We start from the raw sequence: 18,774 nt of genomic DNA, 5'->3' as shown, positions 1-18,774 counted from the left end.
TGCCATGTTGCTCGAAGTGCGCGATCTGCACGTGGAGTTCCACACCCGCGACGGGGTGGCCAAGGCCGTCAACGGGGTCGACTACTCGGTCGCCGAGGGCGAGACCCTGGCCGTCCTCGGCGAGTCCGGCTCCGGCAAGTCGGTCACCGCCCAGGCCGTCATGGGCATCCTCGACATGCCCCCGGGAAGGATCAGCGGCGGCGAGATCCTCTTCAAGGACCGCGATCTGCTCAAGATGAAGAAGGAGGAGCGCCGGAGGATCCGGGGCCAGGAGATGGCCATGATCTTCCAGGACGCGCTCTCCTCCCTCAACCCCGTGCTCAGCGTGGGGGAGCAGCTCGGCGAGATGTTCGTCGTGCACCGGGGGATGTCCCACAAGGACGCGAAGGCGAAGGCCGTCGAGCTGATGGACCGGGTCCGCATCCCGGCGGCGAAGGAACGCGTCGGGAACTACCCGCACCAGTTCTCCGGCGGCATGCGCCAGCGCATCATGATCGCCATGGCGATGGCGCTGGAGCCCTCGCTGATCATCGCGGACGAACCCACCACCGCCCTCGACGTCACCGTCCAGGCCCAGGTGATGGACCTGCTCGCCGAACTCCAGCGCGAGCTGAACATGGGCCTGATCCTGATCACCCACGACCTGGGCGTGGTCGCGGACGTCGCCGACAAGATCGCCGTGATGTACGCGGGCCGGATCGTCGAATCCGCCCCGGTCCACGAGATCTACCGGGCACCCGCCCACCCGTACACCAAGGGCCTGCTCCGGTCGATCCCGCGCCTGGACCAGAAGGGCCGGGAGCTGTACGCGATCAAGGGCCTGCCGCCCAACCTGCTGCACATCCCGCCCGGCTGCGCCTTCAACCCGCGCTGCCCGATGGCCCAGGAGATCTGCCGGGGCGAGGTGCCGCCGCTGTTCGAGGTGACCGAGCACCGCGAGAGCGCCTGCTACTTCTGGAAGGAGACGCTCGATGCACGCTGACCACTCGGGGCGCAAGGAAGCGCGCGAAGAGGGGGAGAAGGCCCGCGCGCTGCTCGCCAGGGCACGGGCCGGGTCCGCGGCGGCGGGCGGCGATCCGATCCTGGAGGTCCGCGATCTGGTCAAGCACTACCCGCTGACCCAGGGCATCCTGATCAAGAAGCAGATCGGCGCCGTCAAGGCGGTCGACGGGGTCTCCTTCGACCTGGCGGCGGGCGAGACGCTCGGCATCGTGGGGGAGTCCGGCTGCGGCAAGTCGACCGTGGCCAGGATGCTGGTCCATCTGGAGCAGCCGACGGCCGGCGCGATCAAGTACAAGGGCGAGGACATCACCAAGCTGTCGGGGCGCGCCCTGAAGGCCGTGCGCCGCAACATCCAGATGGTCTTCCAGGACCCGTACACCTCGCTCAACCCCCGGATGACCGTCGGCGACATCATCGGGGAGCCGTACGAGATCCACCCCGAGGTGGCCCCGAAGGGCGAGCGGCGCCGGAAGGTCCAGGACCTGCTGGACGTGGTCGGCCTCAACCCGGAGTACATCAACCGCTATCCGCACCAGTTCTCCGGCGGCCAGCGCCAGCGCATCGGCATCGCCCGCGGCCTCGCGCTCAACCCGGAGATCATCGTCGCCGACGAGCCCGTCTCGGCCCTCGACGTCTCCGTACAGGCCCAGGTCGTCAACCTGCTGGACCGGCTCCAGGCGGAGTTCGGGCTGAGTTACGTCTTCATCGCGCACGACCTGTCGATCGTCCGGCACATCTCCGACCGGGTCGGGGTGATGTATCTGGGCCGGATCGTCGAGACCGGCTCCGACGAGCAGATCTACGAACATCCCACGCATCCGTACACCCAGGCGCTGCTCTCCGCCGTCCCCGTGCCGGACCCGACGGCCCGCGAGCACCGGGAGCGGATCATCCTGCACGGCGATGTCCCCTCGCCCGCCAACCCGCCCTCGGGCTGCCGCTTCCGCACCCGCTGCTGGAAGGCGCAGGAGCGGTGCGAACTGGAGGTGCCGCTGCTGGCGGTCCCGGCCGTCTTCCGGCTGACCGAGTCACCGGCCGGGCATGACTCGGCCTGCCACTTCGCGGAGGAGAAGCAGGTGGTACCGCCGGAGGGGCTGCTGGATGAGCGGGGGGAGCAGGGGGAGTCGGGGGGATGCGGACGGGGACAGTGGGCCGGCCCCGTCGTCCGGGACCACCCCGGCGGGCTGAGAGCCGACCGGCCCCGGGCACGTTAACGCGGGGGCAACCGGACCGTCGCACGTCCGATATACGAACCGGCCAGCATGGACGGCGTACGGCCGTGCGGGTGCCGTGTACCGGCCGGGAGGCCGTCATGTCCTCCCGGCCGGCTGCCCGTTCGAGCACCACGCCGACGAACCCCTTGTCCGGTGGGCGGGCGCGGTGGAGGATCGCTCGGGTGATACTCACTCGGGGGGCAAGGATCGCCGGTGCCGTTCTCTGCGCCGCGCTCGCGCTGATCGTCGCGGGCTGGCTCGTACGGGACCTCAGGGCGGCCGACGACATCGGGGCGCTGTGGCGCTACTGGGCCGGCTACTACGACCTGCGGCGCCCGATGATGCCCGTCACCTCGGCGTACGACGTGGTGCTGTTCGTGGTGTATCTCGTCGCCGCCGTCGCGGCCCTGCGCTCCTCTGCGGCCGCCGCGGTGCTGGTCGCGACCGGAGCGGTCACGATCGTCCTGCGGCTGCCCGGTCTCTGGAACATCGGTGAGTCCCGGATGGACGCCCGGTTCAGCGACGACCTCCGCACCCGCGCCCTGCTCTGCTTCTTCGCGGCGCTGGCGGCGGGCATCGCGCTGATCATCACCGCGGGGGCGGGCCGCAGGCCGGCGGGTGACTTCTCGGAACGCCTCCCGGCCCGGCCGGGGCAGGGCGCGGGGATAGTCGCCTTCCTCTTCCTCGGCGTGGCGGGCGTGGTCGTGGCCGCCTGGGAGATCCGTCAGGCGGTGCGGCTCCCGGAGCTCTACCCCGACTGGATCGTGGGCGGGGACCGGATCATGCAGGGGCTGATCGACCCGCCGCCCGGCTGGTTCTCGGCGGTCCTGATACTGCTCTGTCTGTTCGCGGGCGTGAGCGCCCTGCTGCGCGCCGTGCACGCGCGGCCGTTCGGCCTGATCGCCGGGGCGCTGCTGCTGGTCGGCGGGGTGCTGGGGGTGGCCCGCACGGTTCATTACGAGCTGCTGGACCACTTCGGTGATCCGCGGGTCGAGGACCAACTCACCGTGCTGACCTGGTTCTTCGAGCTGATCGCCGGAGCCGTGGTGCTGCTGGTGCTGGCCAGGCCGGGCCCGGAGGAGCCCCCCGGCCCGCCCGCGTTGGGCTACGGGCAGGGGTACGGCTATCCGCGGCCCGGCGTCTTCGGGCCGCCGCCCCCGTCCCAGCCGCCGCCCGGCTGGTGACGGGGAAGCCCCGCCCGATCAGCCGGTGAGCCCCAGCGACCGCTTCAGGAAGTCGACCTGGAGCAGCAGCAGGTTCTCCGCCACCTGCTCCTGCGGGGTCATGTGCGTCACCCCGCTGAGCGGCAGCACCTCGTGCGGGCGCCCCGCCGAGAGCAGCGCCGACGACAGCCGGAGCGAGTGCGCGACCACCACGTTGTCGTCCGCGAGGCCATGGACGATCATCATCGGCCGCACCTGCTCGGCGACCTCCGAGAGCCCCTCGTCCGTGATCACCGAGTTGTGCGCGTACACCTCCGGCTGCTCGGCCGGGTCGCCGAGGTAACGCTCGGTGTAATGGGTGTCGTACAGCCGCTGGTCGGTCACCGGGGCGCCGACCACCGCCGCGTGGAAGACCTCGGGCCGTCGCGTCACGGCCAGGGCGGCCAGATACCCGCCGAACGACCAGCCGCGGATCGCGACCTTGCCGAGGTCCAGCGGGAACCGCTCCGCGAGGGCGTGCAGGGCGTCGACCTGGTCGTCCACGGAGAGCACCAGATTGTTCTTGACCTCCTTCTCCCAGCCCGGCGAACGCCCCGGTGTGCCCCGGCCGTCCGCGACCACGACCGCGAAGCCCTGGTTGGCGAACCACTGCGACGTCAGATGCGGATTGTGGGCGGCGACCACCCGGCGGCCGTGCGGCCCGCCGTACGGGTCCATCAGGACCGGAAGCGGTCCGTCCGACTCGTCGTACCCCTCGGGGAGCAGCACGGCGCACGGAATTCGCCGTGCGCCCCCCTCGGTGAGCCGGACCCGCGCGGAGAGCACCGGCTCCTCGGCATGGCTCGCCACGGTGGCGATCGGCTTGCCGTCCCGGTACACCTCGGTCCGGGCCCCCGGCCGGTCCGGAGCGTGCGAGACCAGCACCGTCACCCCGCCCGCGCGGACCGCCGAGTGCACCCCGGCGCCCTCGGAGACCCGCTCCACACCCAGCTCGTTGACCCGGTAGACATGGGTCTCGCCGATCTCCGGCTCCGCCGCCTCCTCACCGGCCGAGGCCGACACCAGGATGTCCGACGCACCGATGTCCAGCACCTCCCGGAGCTGCAACTGTGCCCCGGTCAGCAGCCGGTCGCCGACCGCGAGGACCCGCGCCCCGCCCTCGTCCGCGATCCGCACGAGCCGTCCGTCCGGGGCCCAGGCGGGCACCCCGGGGAAGATTTCCAGCCAGACCGGGTCCTCGTCGACGTGCACCGTCCGCGTCGTACCGCTCTCCGGGTCCACCGCGAGGAAGAGGTTGCTCCGCTGGTCGCGGGACTGCACCAGCAGCAGCGGCGCCCCGTCCGACGACCAGTGCACCTGCGCCAGATAGGGGTGGCGCGCCCGGTCCCAGACCACCTCGGTACGGGTGCCGTCCAGGTCCAGGACGAAGAGCCGCACCTCGGCGTTGGGCGTCCCCGCCGCCGGGTAGGCGACCTCGGCGGGCCTGCGGTCCGGGTGCGCGGGGTCCGCGATCCACCACCGGCGCACGGGGCTGTTGTCGACCCGGGCGACCAGCAGCCGGTCCGATTCCGGCGCCCACCAGAAGCCCCGTGAACGCTGCATCTCCTCGGCCGCGATGAACTCCGCGAGACCGTACGAGACGTCCTCCCCCTCCGGCTCGGCGAGCGTCCGGTCCCCGTCGCCCTCCGCGCCCACGACGTGCAGCGCGCCCTTGGACACATAGGCGATGTGTCGTCCGTCCGGTGACGGCCTCGGGTCGATCACCGGGCCCGGGACCGGCAGCGCCCGCGCCGTGCCCGCCCGCAGCCGGGCGACGTACACCTTCCCGGAGAGGGCGAAGGCGGCCAACTCGGCCGCCGCGTCGACCGCGTAGCCGACGATCCCCGAGGACCCCTCCCGGCTGCGCTCGCGCCGGGCCCGCTCCTGCGCCGACAGCCGCTCCTCCGAACCGCCCAGCAGGGCCGCCGGATCGGCCACCACGCGCTCCTTCGGCGTTCCGTCCTTCGGCAGGTCGAGCACCCACAGCCGGCCCGTGCGGTCCGTACCGGAGCCCGAGCGCAGGAAGACCACCCGCTCCCCGTCGGGCGAAACGGTGAACGACCGGGGGGCGCCCAGGGTGAACCGCATGGTTCTGGCGTGCTGGCGTGGAAAGGAGATCGTCTGCGAAGTCATGGGGCGAACCTAGTCCCCGACCGCCCGGTCGTGCGCCCCTCGTGCTGCTGTGCCCCGATCAATGCGTTGCGACGGATAGTTATGATCCGTAGCGCTCGGTGGGTATGAACCTGCTGGCTCCATGTGTGCTGCCCGTCCCGACCGTACTGATGGAGGTGAACCGCCGTGGCACTCTCGATTTCGGCGGTGGTGCTGCTGGCGATCGTCGTCTTCCTGCTGATCCGGAAATCCGGACTGAAGGGCGGACATGCGGTGGTCTGCGCACTGCTCGGTTTCTATCTGGCCAGCTCGTCGATCGCGCCGAGCATCTCGAACCTGACCTCGAATGTGGCCGGCATGCTCGGAAGCCTCAAGTTCTGAGGCCCGGCTCGTCGACGACAGGTGTGCGGGCGGAGACCGGTGCGCCCGGCTCGTAGGGTGGACCCATGACGGACCTCCCCGCCCGGCGTCTCCTCCTGGTGCACGCGCACCCCGACGACGAGTCGATCAACAACGGCGCCACCATGGCCAAGTACGCGGCCGAGGGTGCCCAGGTCACCCTGGTGACCTGCACACTCGGTGAGGAGGGCGAGGTCATCCCGCCCTCCCTCGCCCATCTCGCCGCCGACCGGGACGACACCCTGGGCCCCTACCGCCAGGGTGAACTCGACGCCGCGATGAAGGAGCTGGCGGTCACCGACCACCGGCTCCTCGGTGGCCCCGGCCGCTTCCGCGACTCCGGAATGACGGGCGCCGAGCAGAACCACCGGCCCGGCGCCTTCTGGGCCGCCGACGTGGACGAAGCCGCCGGACACCTGGTGGACGTCATCCGCGAGGTGCGCCCGCAGGTCCTGGTCACCTACGACCCCGACGGCGGCTACGGACACCCCGACCACATCCAGGCGCACCGCGTCGCGATGCGCGCCGCGGACCTCGCCGCCGATCCCGCGTACCGCGCCGGGTCCGGCGCCCCGCACACCATCGCCAAGATCTACTGGAACCGGGTGCCGCGCACGGTCGCCGAGGCGGGCTTCGCCCGGCTGAGGGAGACGGCGCCGGACGCCTTCCCGGGCATCGCCGCCGTCGACGACGTACCGGGCGTGGTCGACGACGCCCGGATCAGCGCCGAGATCGACGGTTCGGCCCACGCCGCCGCCAAGAGCGCGGCGATGCGGGCCCACGTCACCCAGATCGCCGTGGACGGCCCCTTCTTCGCCCTCTCCAACGACCTCGGGCAGCCCGTCTTCGTCACCGAGCACTACGAGTTGGTGCGCGGCGCTTCCGGAGCCCCTCAAGGGGCCCGGGAGGACGACCTGTTCGCGGGTGTGGCGGGGGCGGAGCGATGAGCGGCGGCAAGCAGCGCGCACCGCGCCCCCCGGCCCCCTCCGGGGGCGGTGCGGCCACCGGCCTCGCCGCACCGCTCAACCCCGGGCGGATCGCCGCCTATGTGGGCCTCGCCGTCCTCGGCGCGCTCGTCGGCATCGCCGGGGCGCTCGTCCAGGCCGCCTGGTTCCCCGCCGGGCTGCTGCTCGCACTGGTGGCCGCCGCCGGGCTCTTCCACGGCGGACGCCTCGTCTTCGACACCCAGCTCGGCGCCCTGGCGCCCGCCGCAGGATGGCTGATTTCGATCGTCGTGCTGCTGGGCGGGCGTCCGGAAGGCGACTATGTCTTCGGGGACGAACTGGGCCTCACCCTCTTCATGCTGGGCGGGATGGCCGTCGCTGTGATCTGTGCCACCATGTCGCGGGCGCCCCGACCGGGCGCCGACGGCGGTCGGTCCGGCAAGTAAAGTGCCACGTCCGATCCCGTAATGCCCTGTGTCCGTTCGGTGGTCGCACAGCCGTTTCCCCCGGTCGCGGGGTGTCCGTCGGCGGCGGCCAGTATGGTGGTTGGCGCGCCGAGCCGTCCCCTGGCCTGCGGCATGGGGGAAGTACGGGCGGCGGAGCCAATCGGGAGAACCTGCTTTGAGTCGTGAAACTGACAGTTCGTCCTCCGGACCCCAGGGGCGTGGAGGAGCCGCGTACCCCTCGGGGACGCCGCCGTACGGATCCCGCCAGTATCCGTCGCTGCACCCTTCGCAGGACGCCCCGGAGGGTGCCCCGGAGCCTGCGGGACCGTCGCCGTCCGACGAGCCGAGGACCGAGACGACGCTGACGACGCGCATCCGGATCAACATCCCGGGCTCGCGTCCCATCCCGCCCGTCGTCATGCGCACGCCCGTGGGTGACGCCGACGTCGCCGATGTCGAGCGCACGGGCGGCATCCCGCGCCCCGGCTCGCCCGCGGCGGACGGTGCGCCGGCCGGGTCCGACGCCGCGTCGGCCGCCGAGGCCCGGACCGGTGCCGCGACCACGGAACCGGCCGCCGACAAGCCGGCCAGGGAGAAGAGCGGCAGCGACTGGTTCGCCCCGCGCAAGGCCCCCACGAACACCTCGGTCGCCGGTGGCGGCACGGCCGGTGGCGCGGACGGCATCAGGGGCGCCGAGGGCGCACCGCCCCGCGCCGACCTGCCGTACTTCTCGGACGGCCCGCAGCGCACGGGCGATCACGGTGCTCCCCGCCCCGACGACTTCGGCCCCGGCGGCTCCGCCGGGCCCGCGTCCGGCGACTCGCGCCCCACGCCGGACCTCGGCATCCGCACCCCCGGCCCCTCCGGGCCCACCACGGGTCCGGTCACCGGCACTTCGCCCCTGACGCCGGACCTCGGCGGACCGGGCGGCCCCGGCTCCGGGCCGATGGGTTCCGGCCCCGGCCCGGTGGCCCCGGGCGGTCCCTCGGGTACGAAGGGGGCCGGTGGCCCGGTGCCCCGGATGTCCGACGACACGGCGGTGCTGACACCGCAGTTCGCGGCCCCGGCGCCCGCCGGCCCCGGCGGCAACGTCTCCGGTGACACGCTCACCAGCGGCATCCCGGTCATTCCGCCGGAGCGGCGAGGCCCGTCCGCGTTCCCGAACGGGCCCCGCCCCGGGTCGGGCGCGGGCGGCAGCGCCGACCCGGCGTCCCGGGTCCCGGGCGACCCGATGGGCACCGGCCCGGCAGGACCCGGAGGTTCCGCCGCGGCCCCCGCCCCCCGCAGCGAACCGGCGCCCGCACCCGCGAAGAAGAAGGGCCGCTCCAAGCTGGTCCTTCTCGGCGCCGCCGCCGTCGCGCTGCTCGGTGTCGCGTACGGCGCCGGGCTGCTGATGAACCACTCCGACGTCCCCAAGGGCACCACCGTCCTCGGCGTCGACATCGGCGGCGGCACGAAGGAAGAGGGCGTCACGAAGCTGGACGCGGCCCTCGGCAAGCGTGCCGTGGCCCCCATCCAGTTGTCCGTGGACGGCAAGAAGACCCAGCTCGCGCCGGACAAGGCCGGGCTCGCCCTGGACAGCCAGGAGACCGTGCGCTCTGCGGCGGGCAGCGACTACAACCCGGTCTCCGTCATCGGCTCCCTGTTCGGCGGCAAGCGCGCCGTCGACCCGGTGATCCCGGTCGACGAGGAGAAGCTCGGCGTCGCGCTGACGGACCTGGCGGGCGTCTCCGGCTCGGCCAACGACGGCACGATCAAGTTCGAGCCGGGCAAGGCCGTCGCCGTGCCGGGGAAGTCGGGCAAGGCGCTGGACGTCAACCAGTCGATGACCTCGGTCCGCGACGCGTACCGCGCACAGGTGCAGACCGGCCGGTCGAAGGTCGTCCAGCTGCCCGTCACCACCCGCGAACCCACCATCGGCCAGGCCGAGATCGACCGGGCGATGAAGGAGTTCGCCAAGCCCGCGATGTCCGGTCTGGTCACCATCAAGGCGGGTGCCAAGCAGATCCAGTTCGGCCCGGCCAGGTCGCTGCCGCAGATCCTCTCGATGGTGCCGGTCAACGGCCGGCTGGTCGAGCACTACGACAAGAAGGCCATCGAGACCCTCTGCGACGGTGTCTTCGACGGCATCATGATCACCAAGGGTGACGGCAAGAAGCACCAGCTCAGTGCGGACGACGTGGCCCAGGCCATGCAGACCGCACTGCTCGGCAAGACCCCGGCCGAGCGGACCACCGTCATCGGCCTCGACGGCAACGGCTGACCGCCCGCCGATACGCACCACACAGCACAGCACCACACCGCCCGCCCCCGACCGGACCCCCGGCCGGGGGCGGCGCCGTGTCCCGGCCTCGCCCTCCCCGGCAGCGGAACCGCGTCCGGCCTCGCCCTCCCCGGCAGCCGGGTCATACGCCCGGCATGACATCTGTCATCCCGTTTCCACGACCCACGGCCCTGCCGGAAGCTCCCGCCCTCCGCCACGCTGGAGGCATGACGACGACAACCGCCGAGGCCACCGGGGCGAAGACCGCCGCGGTCCGCTTCCAACAGGTCAGCAAGGCATACGGAGCCGTACGCGCCGTCGACGGGCTCACCCTCGACCTGCACCCCGGCGAGACCGTGGCGCTCCTCGGCCCCAACGGCGCCGGGAAGTCCTCCACCCTCGATCTGCTGCTGGGCCTGCGTACCGCCGACTCCGGCACGGTCCAGGTCTTCGGCACCACCCCGCAGAACGCCATCGCGGCGGGCCGCGTCGGCGCGATGCTCCAGACCGGCGGCCTGATGGAGGACGTCACGGTCAGGGAACTGGTCGGCCTCGCCTGCGATCTGCACCCCAGGCCCTACCCGGTGACGGAGGTGCTCGCCCGCGCCGGCATCACACAGATCGGCGACCGGATGGTCAACAAGCTCTCCGGCGGCCAGGAACAGCGCGTCCGCTTCGCCCTGGCCACCGCGGGCGCCAACGACCTGATCGTCCTCGACGAGCCGACCACCGGCATGGACGTCACCGCCCGGCAGGCCTTCTGGGCCACCATGCGCGAGCAGGCCGAGCAGGGCCGTTCCGTCCTGTTCGCCACCCACTACCTCGAAGAGGCCGACGCGATCGCCGACCGCGTCCTCGTCCTCCACAAGGGCCGGCTGCTCGCCGACGGCACCGCCGCCGAGATCAAGGCGAAGGCCGGAGCCCGCCGGGTCTCCTTCGAGCTGGAGGGCCCGGTCGACGAAACGGCCCTGCGCGGTCTGCCGTTCCTCGCCACGCTCGACGTCAACGGCAACCGGGTCCGGATCCAGTCGCACGACGCGGACGCGACCGTCCACGCCGTCTACGGACTCGGCCTCTACCCGCGCGCACTCGAAGTCGCCGGACTCGGCCTGGAACAGGCCTTCGTCGCCATCACCGAGGCCGAGGAGGCCAGGACCGCATGAAGACCCTCATCAGACTCGAAGTGACCCGCACCCTGCGGAACAAGAAGTTCATGTTCTTCTCGGTCATCTATCCGTCGGTGATCTATCTGCTGATCTCCAACACCCAGAACACCTCCGACCGGATCCCGCACACCGATCTCACCTTCCAGGCCTTCTTCATGGTCTCGATGGCCTCCTTCGGCGCGCTGACCGCCGTCCTCATGGGCAACAGCGAACGCATCGCCAAAGAGCGCGAGAAGGGCTGGGTCCGCCAGCTACGGCTCACCGCGCTGCCCGGCCGCGGCTACGTCCTGGCGAAGATCGCCAGCGCGGCGATGGTCACCCTGCCCTGCATCGTGGTGGTCTTCCTGGTCGCCGCCGCCGTCAAGCACGTACGGGTGGAGACCTGGCAGTGGTTCGCGCTGGCCGGGGTCATCTGGGCCGGTTCGCTGGTCTTCGCCGCGCTCGGGGTCGCCATCGGCTACCTCGCCAGCGGGGACGCGGTCCGTCCGATCACCATGATCATCTACTTCGGGCTCTCCATCCTCGGTGGTCTCTGGATGCCCAGCGCGACCTTCCCGCAGTGGCTCCAGAACATCTCCGAGTGGCTGCCCACACACGCGTACGCTTCTCTCGGCCAGGCGATCGAGATGGGCGGTTCGCCGCACGCCAAGGACGTGGCCATCCTCTGCGTCTACTTCCTGGTCTTCGCGGGCGGCGCGGCCTGGCTCTACCGGAAGGACACCCTGAAGGCGTGAACGGCGTGAACGACGACGAGACGTCCGTGGGCGTCGGACGCCCGCCCACGAACCGCAAGCAGGTCTGGATCAAGCTGTTCTGGGTCGGTATCTGGCTCGCGTTCATGAGCGCCCCGGTCAAGGACCTGGCCGACGGCAACCACACCCCCTGGGCGACGGTGCTCGGCACGCTCGGCCTGCTGACCTTCGTCGGGGCCTACCTGCTCCTGGTCTTCCGCCACACGGCCAAGCCCCTGGACCGCCGTCTCGTCCACTCCACGATCGCCTTCCTCGGCGTACTCTCCGTCATCCTCACCCTGACGCTCGGCACTCCGTGGCTGGTCCTCTTCGTGTACGTGGCGGTCTCCGTCGGCGCCACCCTGCCGCTGCGGACGGCACGTTGGCTGATTCCCGTCGTCACGGCCGTCCTGGTCGGCATGGGGCTGACCGGCGACCACCCCCGCGAGGTCATCATGGCGCTGGTCTTCCCGGCGCTGCTGGGCGGGTTCTCGATGACCGGCGTACGGCAGCTGATCCGTACGACGATCGAGCTGCGCGAGGCCCGCGCCACCGTCGCCCAGCTCGCAGCCAACGAGGAGCGGCTCAGGCTCGCCCGCGATCTGCACGACCTTCTCGGCCACTCGCTCTCCCTGATCACGCTCAAGAGCGAGTTGGCCGGCCGGATGCTCCCCGACCACCCGGAACAGGCGGCGGCCCAGGTCGCGGACATCGAACAGGTCAGCCGCCAGGCCCTGATCGACGTACGGAGTGCGGTCACCGGCTACCGCCGCCCGACCCTTCCCGGTGAACTCGCGGGCGCCCGCACCGCGCTCGCCGCCGCGGGCATCAGCGCCGACGTCCCGGCCGAGGCCCCCGAGGACCTCCCCGAGAAGCCGGAGGAGGTGCTCGCCTGGGCGCTGCGGGAGGCCGTCACCAACGTCGTACGCCACAGCGGGGCCCGCCGATGCACGGTCACCCTCGCCCCGCGCCAGACCCTGGACGGCAGGGTCCTGGAGCTCACCGTCTCGGACGACGGCGTCGGCCCCTCGGGCACGAAGCCGGGCAACGGCCTCACCGGCATCGGCGAACGCCTCGCCGCGGTCGACGGCACCCTGGTCACAGCGGCGGGTCACGCCGCTTCCGGCTCGGGCTCCGGCTCCGGCTCCGGCTCGGGTAAAGGCTTCACCCTGACCTTGACCGTTCCGCTCGATTCCGGCCTAGGATCCACGGAATGAGCATGATCAGACTTCTCCTGGCCGAGGACCAGTCCATGGTGCGCGAGGCCCTCGCGGCCCTTCTCGGCCTGGAGCCCGACATCGAGGTGGTGGCCCAGGTCGCCCGTGGTGACGAGGTGCTGGCGGCCGCTCACGCGCACGACATCGACGTGGCGCTCCTGGACATCGAGATGCCGGGCATGACCGGCATCGAGGCGGCGGCGGCCCTGCGGCGCGAACTCCCGGCCGTGAAGGTCGTCGTCGTCACCACCTTCGGCCGCCCCGGCTATCTGCGCCGGGCCATGGAGTCGGGCGCCGACGCCTTCCTGGTGAAGGACGCCCCGGCCTCCCAACTGGCCGAAGCGGTACGGAAGGTGCTCGCCGGCGAGCGCGTCATCGACCCCACCCTCGCGGCAGCGGCCCTGGCCGACGGAGCGAGCCCCCTCACCGACCGCGAGCGCGACGTACTGCGCACGGCGGCGGACGGCTCCACCAACGTGGAGATCGCCGCCGCGCTCCACCTCTCCCAGGGCACGATCCGCAACTACCTCTCCACGGCCATCCAGAAAATGGCGGCCCGCAACCGCGCGGAAGCGGTCCGCATCGCGCGGGAGAAGGGCTGGCTCTAGCGGGCAGCCGGGCAGGGTGCAGCCGGGCAGGCGAAATTTTCTGGACTTGCAGGTCCATTTTTGTCGTCGCACAGTGGCACTCGCCCCGGTGCTCCGGGGCTCCGACCGGTCGGACGCGGTAGGCGGTACGCGGTCCGGCCGTGCGGGTTCCTGGTGGCGAACCAAGCGATGGAGTGGACCATGTCAACGCGCCTGGAGGGCAAGACCGCTCTGGTGACCGGAGCGACCAGCAATATCGGACGGGCCATCGCGGAGGCGTTCGCCGCCGAGGGGGCCCATGTCGTCGTCTCGGGGCGCAGCACGGAGCGTGGCCAGGAGGTCGTCGACGGCATCCGTGCCCTGGGCGGTCGTGCCGACTTCGTGCGGGCCGGCCTGGACGGCAGTGCCGCCGCCTCGCGGGCGCTGGCCCGGGAGGCGACGCGGGTGCTCGGCGGCCGTATCGACATCCTGGTCAACAATGCGGGCGTCTACCCGGGCGACACCACGGCGGACACCGATGAGGAGACCTTCGACGAGGTCTACGCGGTCAATGTGAAGGCCCCGTTCTTCCTCACCGCCGCCGTCGCGCCCGCCATGGTGGAGGCCGGTGGCGGGGCGGTCATCAATCTGGGCTCCTGGATCGCGCGCCTGGGCGTTCCGGTGGGTGCCCTCTACAGCTCCACCAAGGGGGCCATGGAGACCCTGACCCGGTCCTGGGCGGCGGAGTTCGGGCCCCGGGGCGTACGGGTGAACGCGATCTCACCGGGCGTCGTGCTCACGCCCGCACCCGGCGAGGCCCACCCCGGCGAGGTCATGATGGAGGGGACCCCCGCAGGCCGGATGGGAACCCCCGACGCCATCGCGAACGCCGCCGTCTACCTGGCCGGTGACGAGTCGGCCTTCGTGCACGGCATCACGCTCGACGTGGACGGCGGCCGCACCGCCGTCGCCGTCATCGCCGGGTGACACTCGGCACCGCTGACGTCCGTCATGGACCTGTTTCGCCCGCGCGGCGCAGGTCCGCGATCCCCAGATCCAGCGCGGCGCGCAGATGGGTGGACCGCCCCGTCGACAGCAGGATCGACACACCGCCCTGAATCGCGGCCAGCAGGGCGGCGGCCCTGGCGTCGACGTCGAGCCCGTCGGGGAGCCGGCCGGACGCCTGGAGCGACCGGATGCCCGCCGCCAGGTTCTCCTGCCAGCGGCGCATCAGCTCGACCACGATCGCCCGCGCCCCGGGGGTCGAGCGCCCGACCTGGAAGAACAGCGAACCCAGCGGGCACTCGTCTCCCTGGGCCTCGTAGCGCTTGATCACCACATCCCGCCACTGCTCCCAGGCCTCCCACGAGTCGAGACGGCTCAGATACGGCTGCTGGTCCTCCAGGACGCGGTCCGCCTCGAACTGGGCGACTGCGAGGAGCAGTTCCTCCTTGCCGTCCGGGAAGTAGTGGAACAACTGGCTCTTGCTGGCGCTGGTCCGCACCATGATGTCGTCCAGCGTGGCCGAGGCGACGCCCCTCTCCCGCAGCACCTCCGCAGCGCCCTCGACGATCCGGCGCCGCGTCGCCTTCCCCTTCGCCGTCAGCTGCCCGCGCACGATCCGCCTCCTCGTAATGGAGTGGTAATGGACTGTGCGGTCCACTGTAGTCGGGCCGCCCCCAAAGGGGCGCCGTGCGGCAACGCCTCCGTGCGCCTGGGCGCCGTTCGTCGTGGCCGTCAGGGGCGACCGCCTGGTGTGACGGCGGAGTACCGACGTCGGTGGGGCCCGGTCGCGACGACCGGGCCCCACTTCGTTGCCGGGTGCTACGGGAACGACACCACCTTCGACGGAACGGTGTCCGACCCCGACGTGGGGGAGCCGGTGCCGTTGATGACGTGTTCGTACTGGCCCTTGCCGCCCAGCGAGACGACCAGCAGATCGTGGAACCGCACCCCGGGCTTCACCGGTGCCTGGAAGCCGTGGTCCTGGCGGATCGTCGGATCGACGTTGAAGAAGCAGTAGCTGCCCAGGCCCCAGCCCTCGTGGGCGGTGACGGAGTCGTCGACCTTGTAGGCCGCGAAACCCTTGGTGCTGCCGTTCTGGATGGCCGCCTGGTTCGGGGCGTCGTACGACTTCTCGTTCTGGAAGAAGATCGTCCGGCCGTTCTCGCCCGCCCACTCCACGTCGTACTTGTTGAAGTGCTCCACGAACAGTCCGGTGGCCAGCACACGGTCGCCGTTGACCCGGAGCCCGTAGTCCGCCCGGTTGGTCTCCCAGCCGACGCCGTCACCGTGGTCCGCGCGCCAGAGCCAGGTGTGGTCGATGATCGTGTCGTTGCTGTTCACGACGAGGCTGGTGGTCGCCTTGCCGGGACCGGCACCGCCGATGCGCACGAACACGTCCTGGAGCGAGGTCGGGTTGTCGGCGTGGCCGGCGGACGATCCCTCGGGGCCGATCTCGATCAGGGTGTCCGAGTTGACCGGGCCGGCGTCGACGAGCAGACCGGCCAGTCGTACGCCGTCCACGTCGCCGACCTTGAGGGCGGTGACCCCGTTGTCCGGGATGATCGTCGCCAGCCCCAGACCGAGCACGACCGTGTCGGCGCGGTCGATCTCGATGGGCCGGTCGACGTGGTAGACGCCGGGCGTGAAGAGCAGGTGCAGGCCCTGCTGGACCGCCGCGTTGATGGTCCCGGCGCTCGCACCGGGCTTCACGACGTAGAACCGGTCCAGCGGCAGTGATTCGCCCTGCGGTGCGCCATTGCCCCACGACGTGCCGCGCGCGTTGGTGCGCTTGGCGGGGACGAACACCTTGTACGCGTCGCCGTCGAGGTAGAGGAACGGCTTCTCGCGCGAGACGGGGGTGGTGTCGAGCGTGGTGTACGGGGGCTCCGGGAAACTCTGCGCGGGCGCGCCCTCGACGCCGGAGAACGTCATGTTCCACACGGCGTTGTTCCAGCCGCCGACCGAGCTGTCCCGGGTGTACCACTGCTGCTGCGAGTACGGTGCGACCTGGCCGTCGATCCTGCTGTCGGCGATGTAGCCGCCGCTCGCCCAGCCGTATCCGGCGGGTGCGAGATTCAGCCCGCCCCTGACGTGCATCCGGCGGAACGGCGCGGCCTGGGCGACGGCCCAGCGGTCGGTGCCGTTCACCGGGTTGAGGGCCAGGTTCTCCGCCGACCGCCAGAAGTTCTGGGTCGCGTTCCCGCCGAACCACCCGGCGTCGACCGTCACATCGCCGTTGAACGTGGTGTCGTCCGGGTTCAGCCCCAGCCCGGCGATCGAGGTGTAGAAGCCGATCTGCGCATTGATGTTGTCGTACGTGCCCGGCTTGAAGAACAGCGCGTAGCGGCCGTCGCCGAACTGTGCCGACTCCTGCTTCCGGAAGACTTCGTCGACCTTGCCCTGGATGTCGGGGGTGGTGGGGTCGAAGACCATGACGTTGGGGCCGAGATCGCCACCGCCGACCACCGCCCGGGTGTCCTGACCGTGAGTGGCCGGGGCGGTCGAGGCGGTCGAGGTGGCGGGGAGGGCGGCGACGAGCAGCGCGGCGGCGGCGAGGGCGGCGAGTCCGAGGGCGCGGGCCCGGCGGCGTGGAGGTGCTGTGGGGGGAGCATGCATGAGAACACTTCTCCTGAGTCGTGGTTCCGAGTACACGACGAACGGCCGGGAGAGCGCTCTGAGAGCGCTCTCCCAGCGGGCTTCGATGGTTCCGCCGCCGTGTGGGGGACGTCAAGAGGTGTGCGCCGGCGGCTCCTCCGGATCGCCTTGCGCACAACAACTAACGTCAGGAGAAAGGCAATTGACCCGTTCTGGGGTCAGTTCGCAGGGGCCGTGAATTCAGGAATCTGATGGGCTGTGCGGTCGGCCCGTCGGCCCGTCGGCCCGTCAGCCCGTCAGCGCCTCGCTGAAGCGGGACGGGCCGGTCGGGGCGCCGATCGTGGCCGCGCCGAACGAGACGGAACCCTCGGCGATGATGCCGGTGGCATCCGTACGGAAGATCCACAGGGCGCCCCTGCTGTTGTTCTCCGTCGGGTCGCCGACCACCATCTCCGCACGGCCCCTGCCGTCGTAGTCGCCCAGTGCGAGGGCCTCGCCGAACTGGTCGCCCGCCTCGGCCGCCCCCGGGACCCCCGCCGTGTACTGGCCGAACTCCTTGGAGCCCGCGCCGCTCACGCCGTTCGGCCCGCCCTTGAACACCAGGACCCGGCCGGCGTCGGCGATGCCGTTGATCTTCTCGCCCGGCAGGCCGGTGGCGATGTCGGGGTAGCCGTCGCCGTCCGTGTCGCCCAGCGCCAGGCTGTAGCCCATCCGGTCGTGGAACTCGGCCGTGCCCGAGACGCCCTCGGTGTCCTGGTTGATCCAGACGGGCCCGCGCGTGGTGCTCTGCCCCTTCGGGCCGCCGTACGAGATGAAGAGCGCGCCGCCCTTCTTCGCCGGGGTGTCCGCCTGCGACCATTCGTCACCGCGCCCGATGACGATGTCCCCGTGGCCGTCCTTGTCCAGGTCGGCGATGCCCACGGCGGTGCCGCCGACACCGGCACCGGTCGCGTCCTTGATCTCGACCGGGGCGGCGAAACCGGTACGGCTGCCCTTGAGCAGGTACGTGTGCTGCTGCCACGGGTCGTCCGGGCCGAAGCCGAGGATCACCAGATCGCCCACGCCGTCGCCGGTCACATCACCGACGGCGATCTCCGAGGTGTCCAGCACGTCCGTGCCGTCGACCGAGAACGCGCCGGCCCTGCTCCACTGGCCGGCGCGGCTGACCGGGCCGTGCAGGACATGGCCGCCGCGCCGTACGTCGCCCACCGCGATGTCGGCGATGCCGTCACCGTCGACGTCTCCGACGTCCAGGTCGCCGGTGCCGTCGGTCTGGTCGCCGGGGACCGGCTTCAGGAGCGTGGCGGCGGCCGAAAGTCCGGATGGGCCGCCCCAGTTGACAGCCAGTACCGTGCCCTCGTCTCCGTCGGTCCGGTACGCCCAGAGGCGGCTGACGAGATCCGCGTAACCGTCACCGTCCAGGTCGGCGCTGCGCAGGTTCGTGCCGTAGCGGGCGTCCCCCGGGTTGGTGATGCCCGGACGGTCCGGCCAGGTCAGCACCTGCTTGTGGGTGGAGGACAGGCCTTCGGGGCCACCGAAGAGGACGCTCACGGCGCCCGCGCCGCCGTCCGGGTCGCCGAGGACGGCCATGGGGGCGCCCACGGCCACGTCGGGGTAGCCGTCGCCGTTGAAGTCGTCGTGCAGCCGTTTGCCGCTCGGCGCCTTCACGGTGGCGGCGGGCGGCTGCGCGGTCGGGGCGGCGGACCGCGCGGCGGCGTGGCCGACGGGTGCCGCGACGGCTCCGGCGACCAGGGCCATTCCGGTCGCGATCGCCAGGCGGCGGCGGTGGGTGAGAACAGGCACGTCGGTCAACTCCGGTGATCGGAACGTCAGTCGGGGCAGTACGGAACCGGATTCCGTACTGCCCCGTTCGACCTCGCGGTCCGGTGGATGGTTGTGCCGCACCGCCGCC

16 protein-coding genes are annotated in these 18,774 nt (G+C 71.6%); 12 read left to right on the top strand and 4 right to left on the bottom strand.

Annotated features, from left to right (window positions below):
* Positions 1-4 precede the first annotated feature (4 nt).
* From GA0115234_RS35875 to GA0115234_RS35865, 3 genes are all read left to right on the top strand, one after another.
* Positions 5-982 (top strand): ABC transporter ATP-binding protein, encoded by a 978-nt coding sequence (locus tag GA0115234_RS35875; protein WP_093550074.1) that lies wholly within the window; start codon positions 5-7, stop codon positions 980-982.
* Complete coding sequence (locus tag GA0115234_RS35870) at positions 972-2,216, top strand: ABC transporter ATP-binding protein (protein WP_237542001.1); 1,245 nt, start codon at positions 972-974, stop codon at positions 2,214-2,216. Before GA0115234_RS35875 ends, GA0115234_RS35870 begins: the two co-directional genes overlap by 11 nt.
* Positions 2,217-2,398: 182 nt before the next feature.
* Positions 2,399-3,400: a hypothetical protein gene (locus GA0115234_RS35865; RefSeq protein ID WP_093550072.1), complete on the top strand. Its 1,002-nt coding sequence runs from the start codon at positions 2,399-2,401 to the stop codon at positions 3,398-3,400.
* Positions 3,401-3,418: 18 nt separating this feature from the next.
* On the opposite strand, the gene GA0115234_RS35860 is transcribed toward GA0115234_RS35865, so the two are convergent.
* On the bottom strand, positions 3,419-5,551 hold the full coding sequence (locus GA0115234_RS35860; protein ID WP_093550070.1) for a S9 family peptidase: 2,133 nt from the start codon (positions 5,549-5,551) through the stop codon (positions 3,419-3,421).
* 165 nt (positions 5,552-5,716) lie between these two features.
* Here GA0115234_RS35860 and GA0115234_RS35855 point away from each other — a divergent pair, with 165 nt between their 5' ends.
* From GA0115234_RS35855 to GA0115234_RS35810, 9 genes are all read left to right on the top strand, one after another.
* The gene (locus GA0115234_RS35855) at positions 5,717-5,911 is read left to right on the top strand and encodes a hypothetical protein (protein WP_093550068.1); all 195 of its coding nucleotides are present in this window, start codon (positions 5,717-5,719) and stop codon (positions 5,909-5,911) included.
* Positions 5,912-5,976: 65 nt separating this feature from the next.
* A complete protein-coding gene (gene mshB, locus GA0115234_RS35850; RefSeq protein ID WP_093550066.1) occupies positions 5,977-6,876 on the top strand; it encodes an N-acetyl-1-D-myo-inositol-2-amino-2-deoxy-alpha-D-glucopyranoside deacetylase in 900 nt (299 codons plus the stop codon).
* Positions 6,873-7,319: a DUF6113 family protein gene (locus tag GA0115234_RS35845; protein WP_237542000.1), complete on the top strand. Its 447-nt coding sequence runs from the start codon at positions 6,873-6,875 to the stop codon at positions 7,317-7,319. Before mshB ends, GA0115234_RS35845 begins: the two co-directional genes overlap by 4 nt.
* 175 nt (positions 7,320-7,494) lie before the next feature.
* Positions 7,495-9,582 carry a peptidoglycan binding domain-containing protein gene (locus GA0115234_RS35835; protein ID WP_176729368.1) on the top strand — a complete coding sequence of 696 codons (2,088 nt, stop codon included), beginning with the start codon at positions 7,495-7,497 and terminating at the stop codon, positions 9,580-9,582.
* A 227-nt stretch (positions 9,583-9,809) separates the two neighbouring features.
* Positions 9,810-10,745: an ABC transporter ATP-binding protein gene (locus tag GA0115234_RS35830; protein ID WP_093550062.1), complete on the top strand. Its 936-nt coding sequence runs from the start codon at positions 9,810-9,812 to the stop codon at positions 10,743-10,745.
* Positions 10,742-11,482, top strand: a complete 741-nt coding sequence (locus GA0115234_RS35825; protein ID WP_093550060.1) for an ABC transporter permease — start codon at positions 10,742-10,744, stop codon at positions 11,480-11,482. The genes GA0115234_RS35830 and GA0115234_RS35825 overlap by 4 nt, the downstream gene beginning before the upstream one ends.
* Positions 11,483-11,487: 5 nt before the next feature.
* A complete protein-coding gene (locus tag GA0115234_RS35820; RefSeq protein ID WP_093550445.1) occupies positions 11,488-12,696 on the top strand; it encodes a sensor histidine kinase in 1,209 nt (402 codons plus the stop codon).
* On the top strand, positions 12,693-13,304 hold the full coding sequence (locus GA0115234_RS35815; protein WP_093550058.1) for a response regulator transcription factor: 612 nt from the start codon (positions 12,693-12,695) through the stop codon (positions 13,302-13,304). Before GA0115234_RS35820 ends, GA0115234_RS35815 begins: the two co-directional genes overlap by 4 nt.
* Before the next feature lie 180 nt (positions 13,305-13,484).
* The gene (locus GA0115234_RS35810) at positions 13,485-14,249 is read left to right on the top strand and encodes an SDR family NAD(P)-dependent oxidoreductase (RefSeq protein ID WP_093550056.1); all 765 of its coding nucleotides are present in this window, start codon (positions 13,485-13,487) and stop codon (positions 14,247-14,249) included.
* A 22-nt stretch (positions 14,250-14,271) separates the two neighbouring features.
* Here GA0115234_RS35810 and GA0115234_RS35805 read toward each other — a convergent pair whose 3' ends face one another.
* From GA0115234_RS35805 to GA0115234_RS35795, 3 genes are all read right to left on the bottom strand, one after another.
* Positions 14,272-14,880 carry a TetR/AcrR family transcriptional regulator gene (locus GA0115234_RS35805; RefSeq protein WP_093550054.1) on the bottom strand — a complete coding sequence of 203 codons (609 nt, stop codon included), beginning with the start codon at positions 14,878-14,880 and terminating at the stop codon, positions 14,272-14,274.
* 206 nt (positions 14,881-15,086) lie between these two features.
* A complete protein-coding gene (locus tag GA0115234_RS35800) occupies positions 15,087-16,883 on the bottom strand; it encodes a coagulation factor 5/8 type domain-containing protein (RefSeq protein ID WP_093550052.1) in 1,797 nt (598 codons plus the stop codon).
* A gap of 267 nt (positions 16,884-17,150) precedes the next feature.
* A complete protein-coding gene (locus tag GA0115234_RS35795) occupies positions 17,151-18,665 on the bottom strand; it encodes an FG-GAP-like repeat-containing protein (protein ID WP_141718527.1) in 1,515 nt (504 codons plus the stop codon).
* Positions 18,666-18,774 lie beyond the last annotated feature (109 nt).

The sequence above is a fragment of the Streptomyces sp. DvalAA-43 genome, assembly GCF_900091725.1.
GTDB lineage: Bacteria > Actinomycetota > Actinomycetes > Streptomycetales > Streptomycetaceae > Streptomyces > Streptomyces pulveraceus.
This window is presented reverse-complemented; position numbering and strand designations above follow the sequence as displayed.

Excerpts from the sequence above, each read along its gene's own strand:
- GA0115234_RS35875 (WP_093550074.1), top strand. The coding sequence starts at position 5 with ATGTTGCTCGAAGTGCGCGATCTGCACGTGGAGTTCCACACCCGCGAC.
- GA0115234_RS35870 (WP_237542001.1), top strand. The coding sequence starts at position 972 with ATGCACGCTGACCACTCGGGGCGCAAGGAAGCGCGCGAAGAGGGGGAG.
- GA0115234_RS35860 (WP_093550070.1), bottom strand. The coding sequence starts at position 5,551 with ATGACTTCGCAGACGATCTCCTTTCCACGCCAGCACGCCAGAACCATG.
- mshB (WP_093550066.1), top strand. The coding sequence starts at position 5,977 with ATGACGGACCTCCCCGCCCGGCGTCTCCTCCTGGTGCACGCGCACCCC.
- GA0115234_RS35845 (WP_237542000.1), top strand. The coding sequence starts at position 6,873 with ATGAGCGGCGGCAAGCAGCGCGCACCGCGCCCCCCGGCCCCCTCCGGG.
- GA0115234_RS35830 (WP_093550062.1), top strand. The coding sequence starts at position 9,810 with ATGACGACGACAACCGCCGAGGCCACCGGGGCGAAGACCGCCGCGGTC.
- GA0115234_RS35825 (WP_093550060.1), top strand. The coding sequence starts at position 10,742 with ATGAAGACCCTCATCAGACTCGAAGTGACCCGCACCCTGCGGAACAAG.
- GA0115234_RS35815 (WP_093550058.1), top strand. The coding sequence starts at position 12,693 with ATGAGCATGATCAGACTTCTCCTGGCCGAGGACCAGTCCATGGTGCGC.
- GA0115234_RS35810 (WP_093550056.1), top strand. The coding sequence starts at position 13,485 with ATGTCAACGCGCCTGGAGGGCAAGACCGCTCTGGTGACCGGAGCGACC.
- GA0115234_RS35800 (WP_093550052.1), bottom strand. The coding sequence starts at position 16,883 with ATGCATGCTCCCCCCACAGCACCTCCACGCCGCCGGGCCCGCGCCCTC.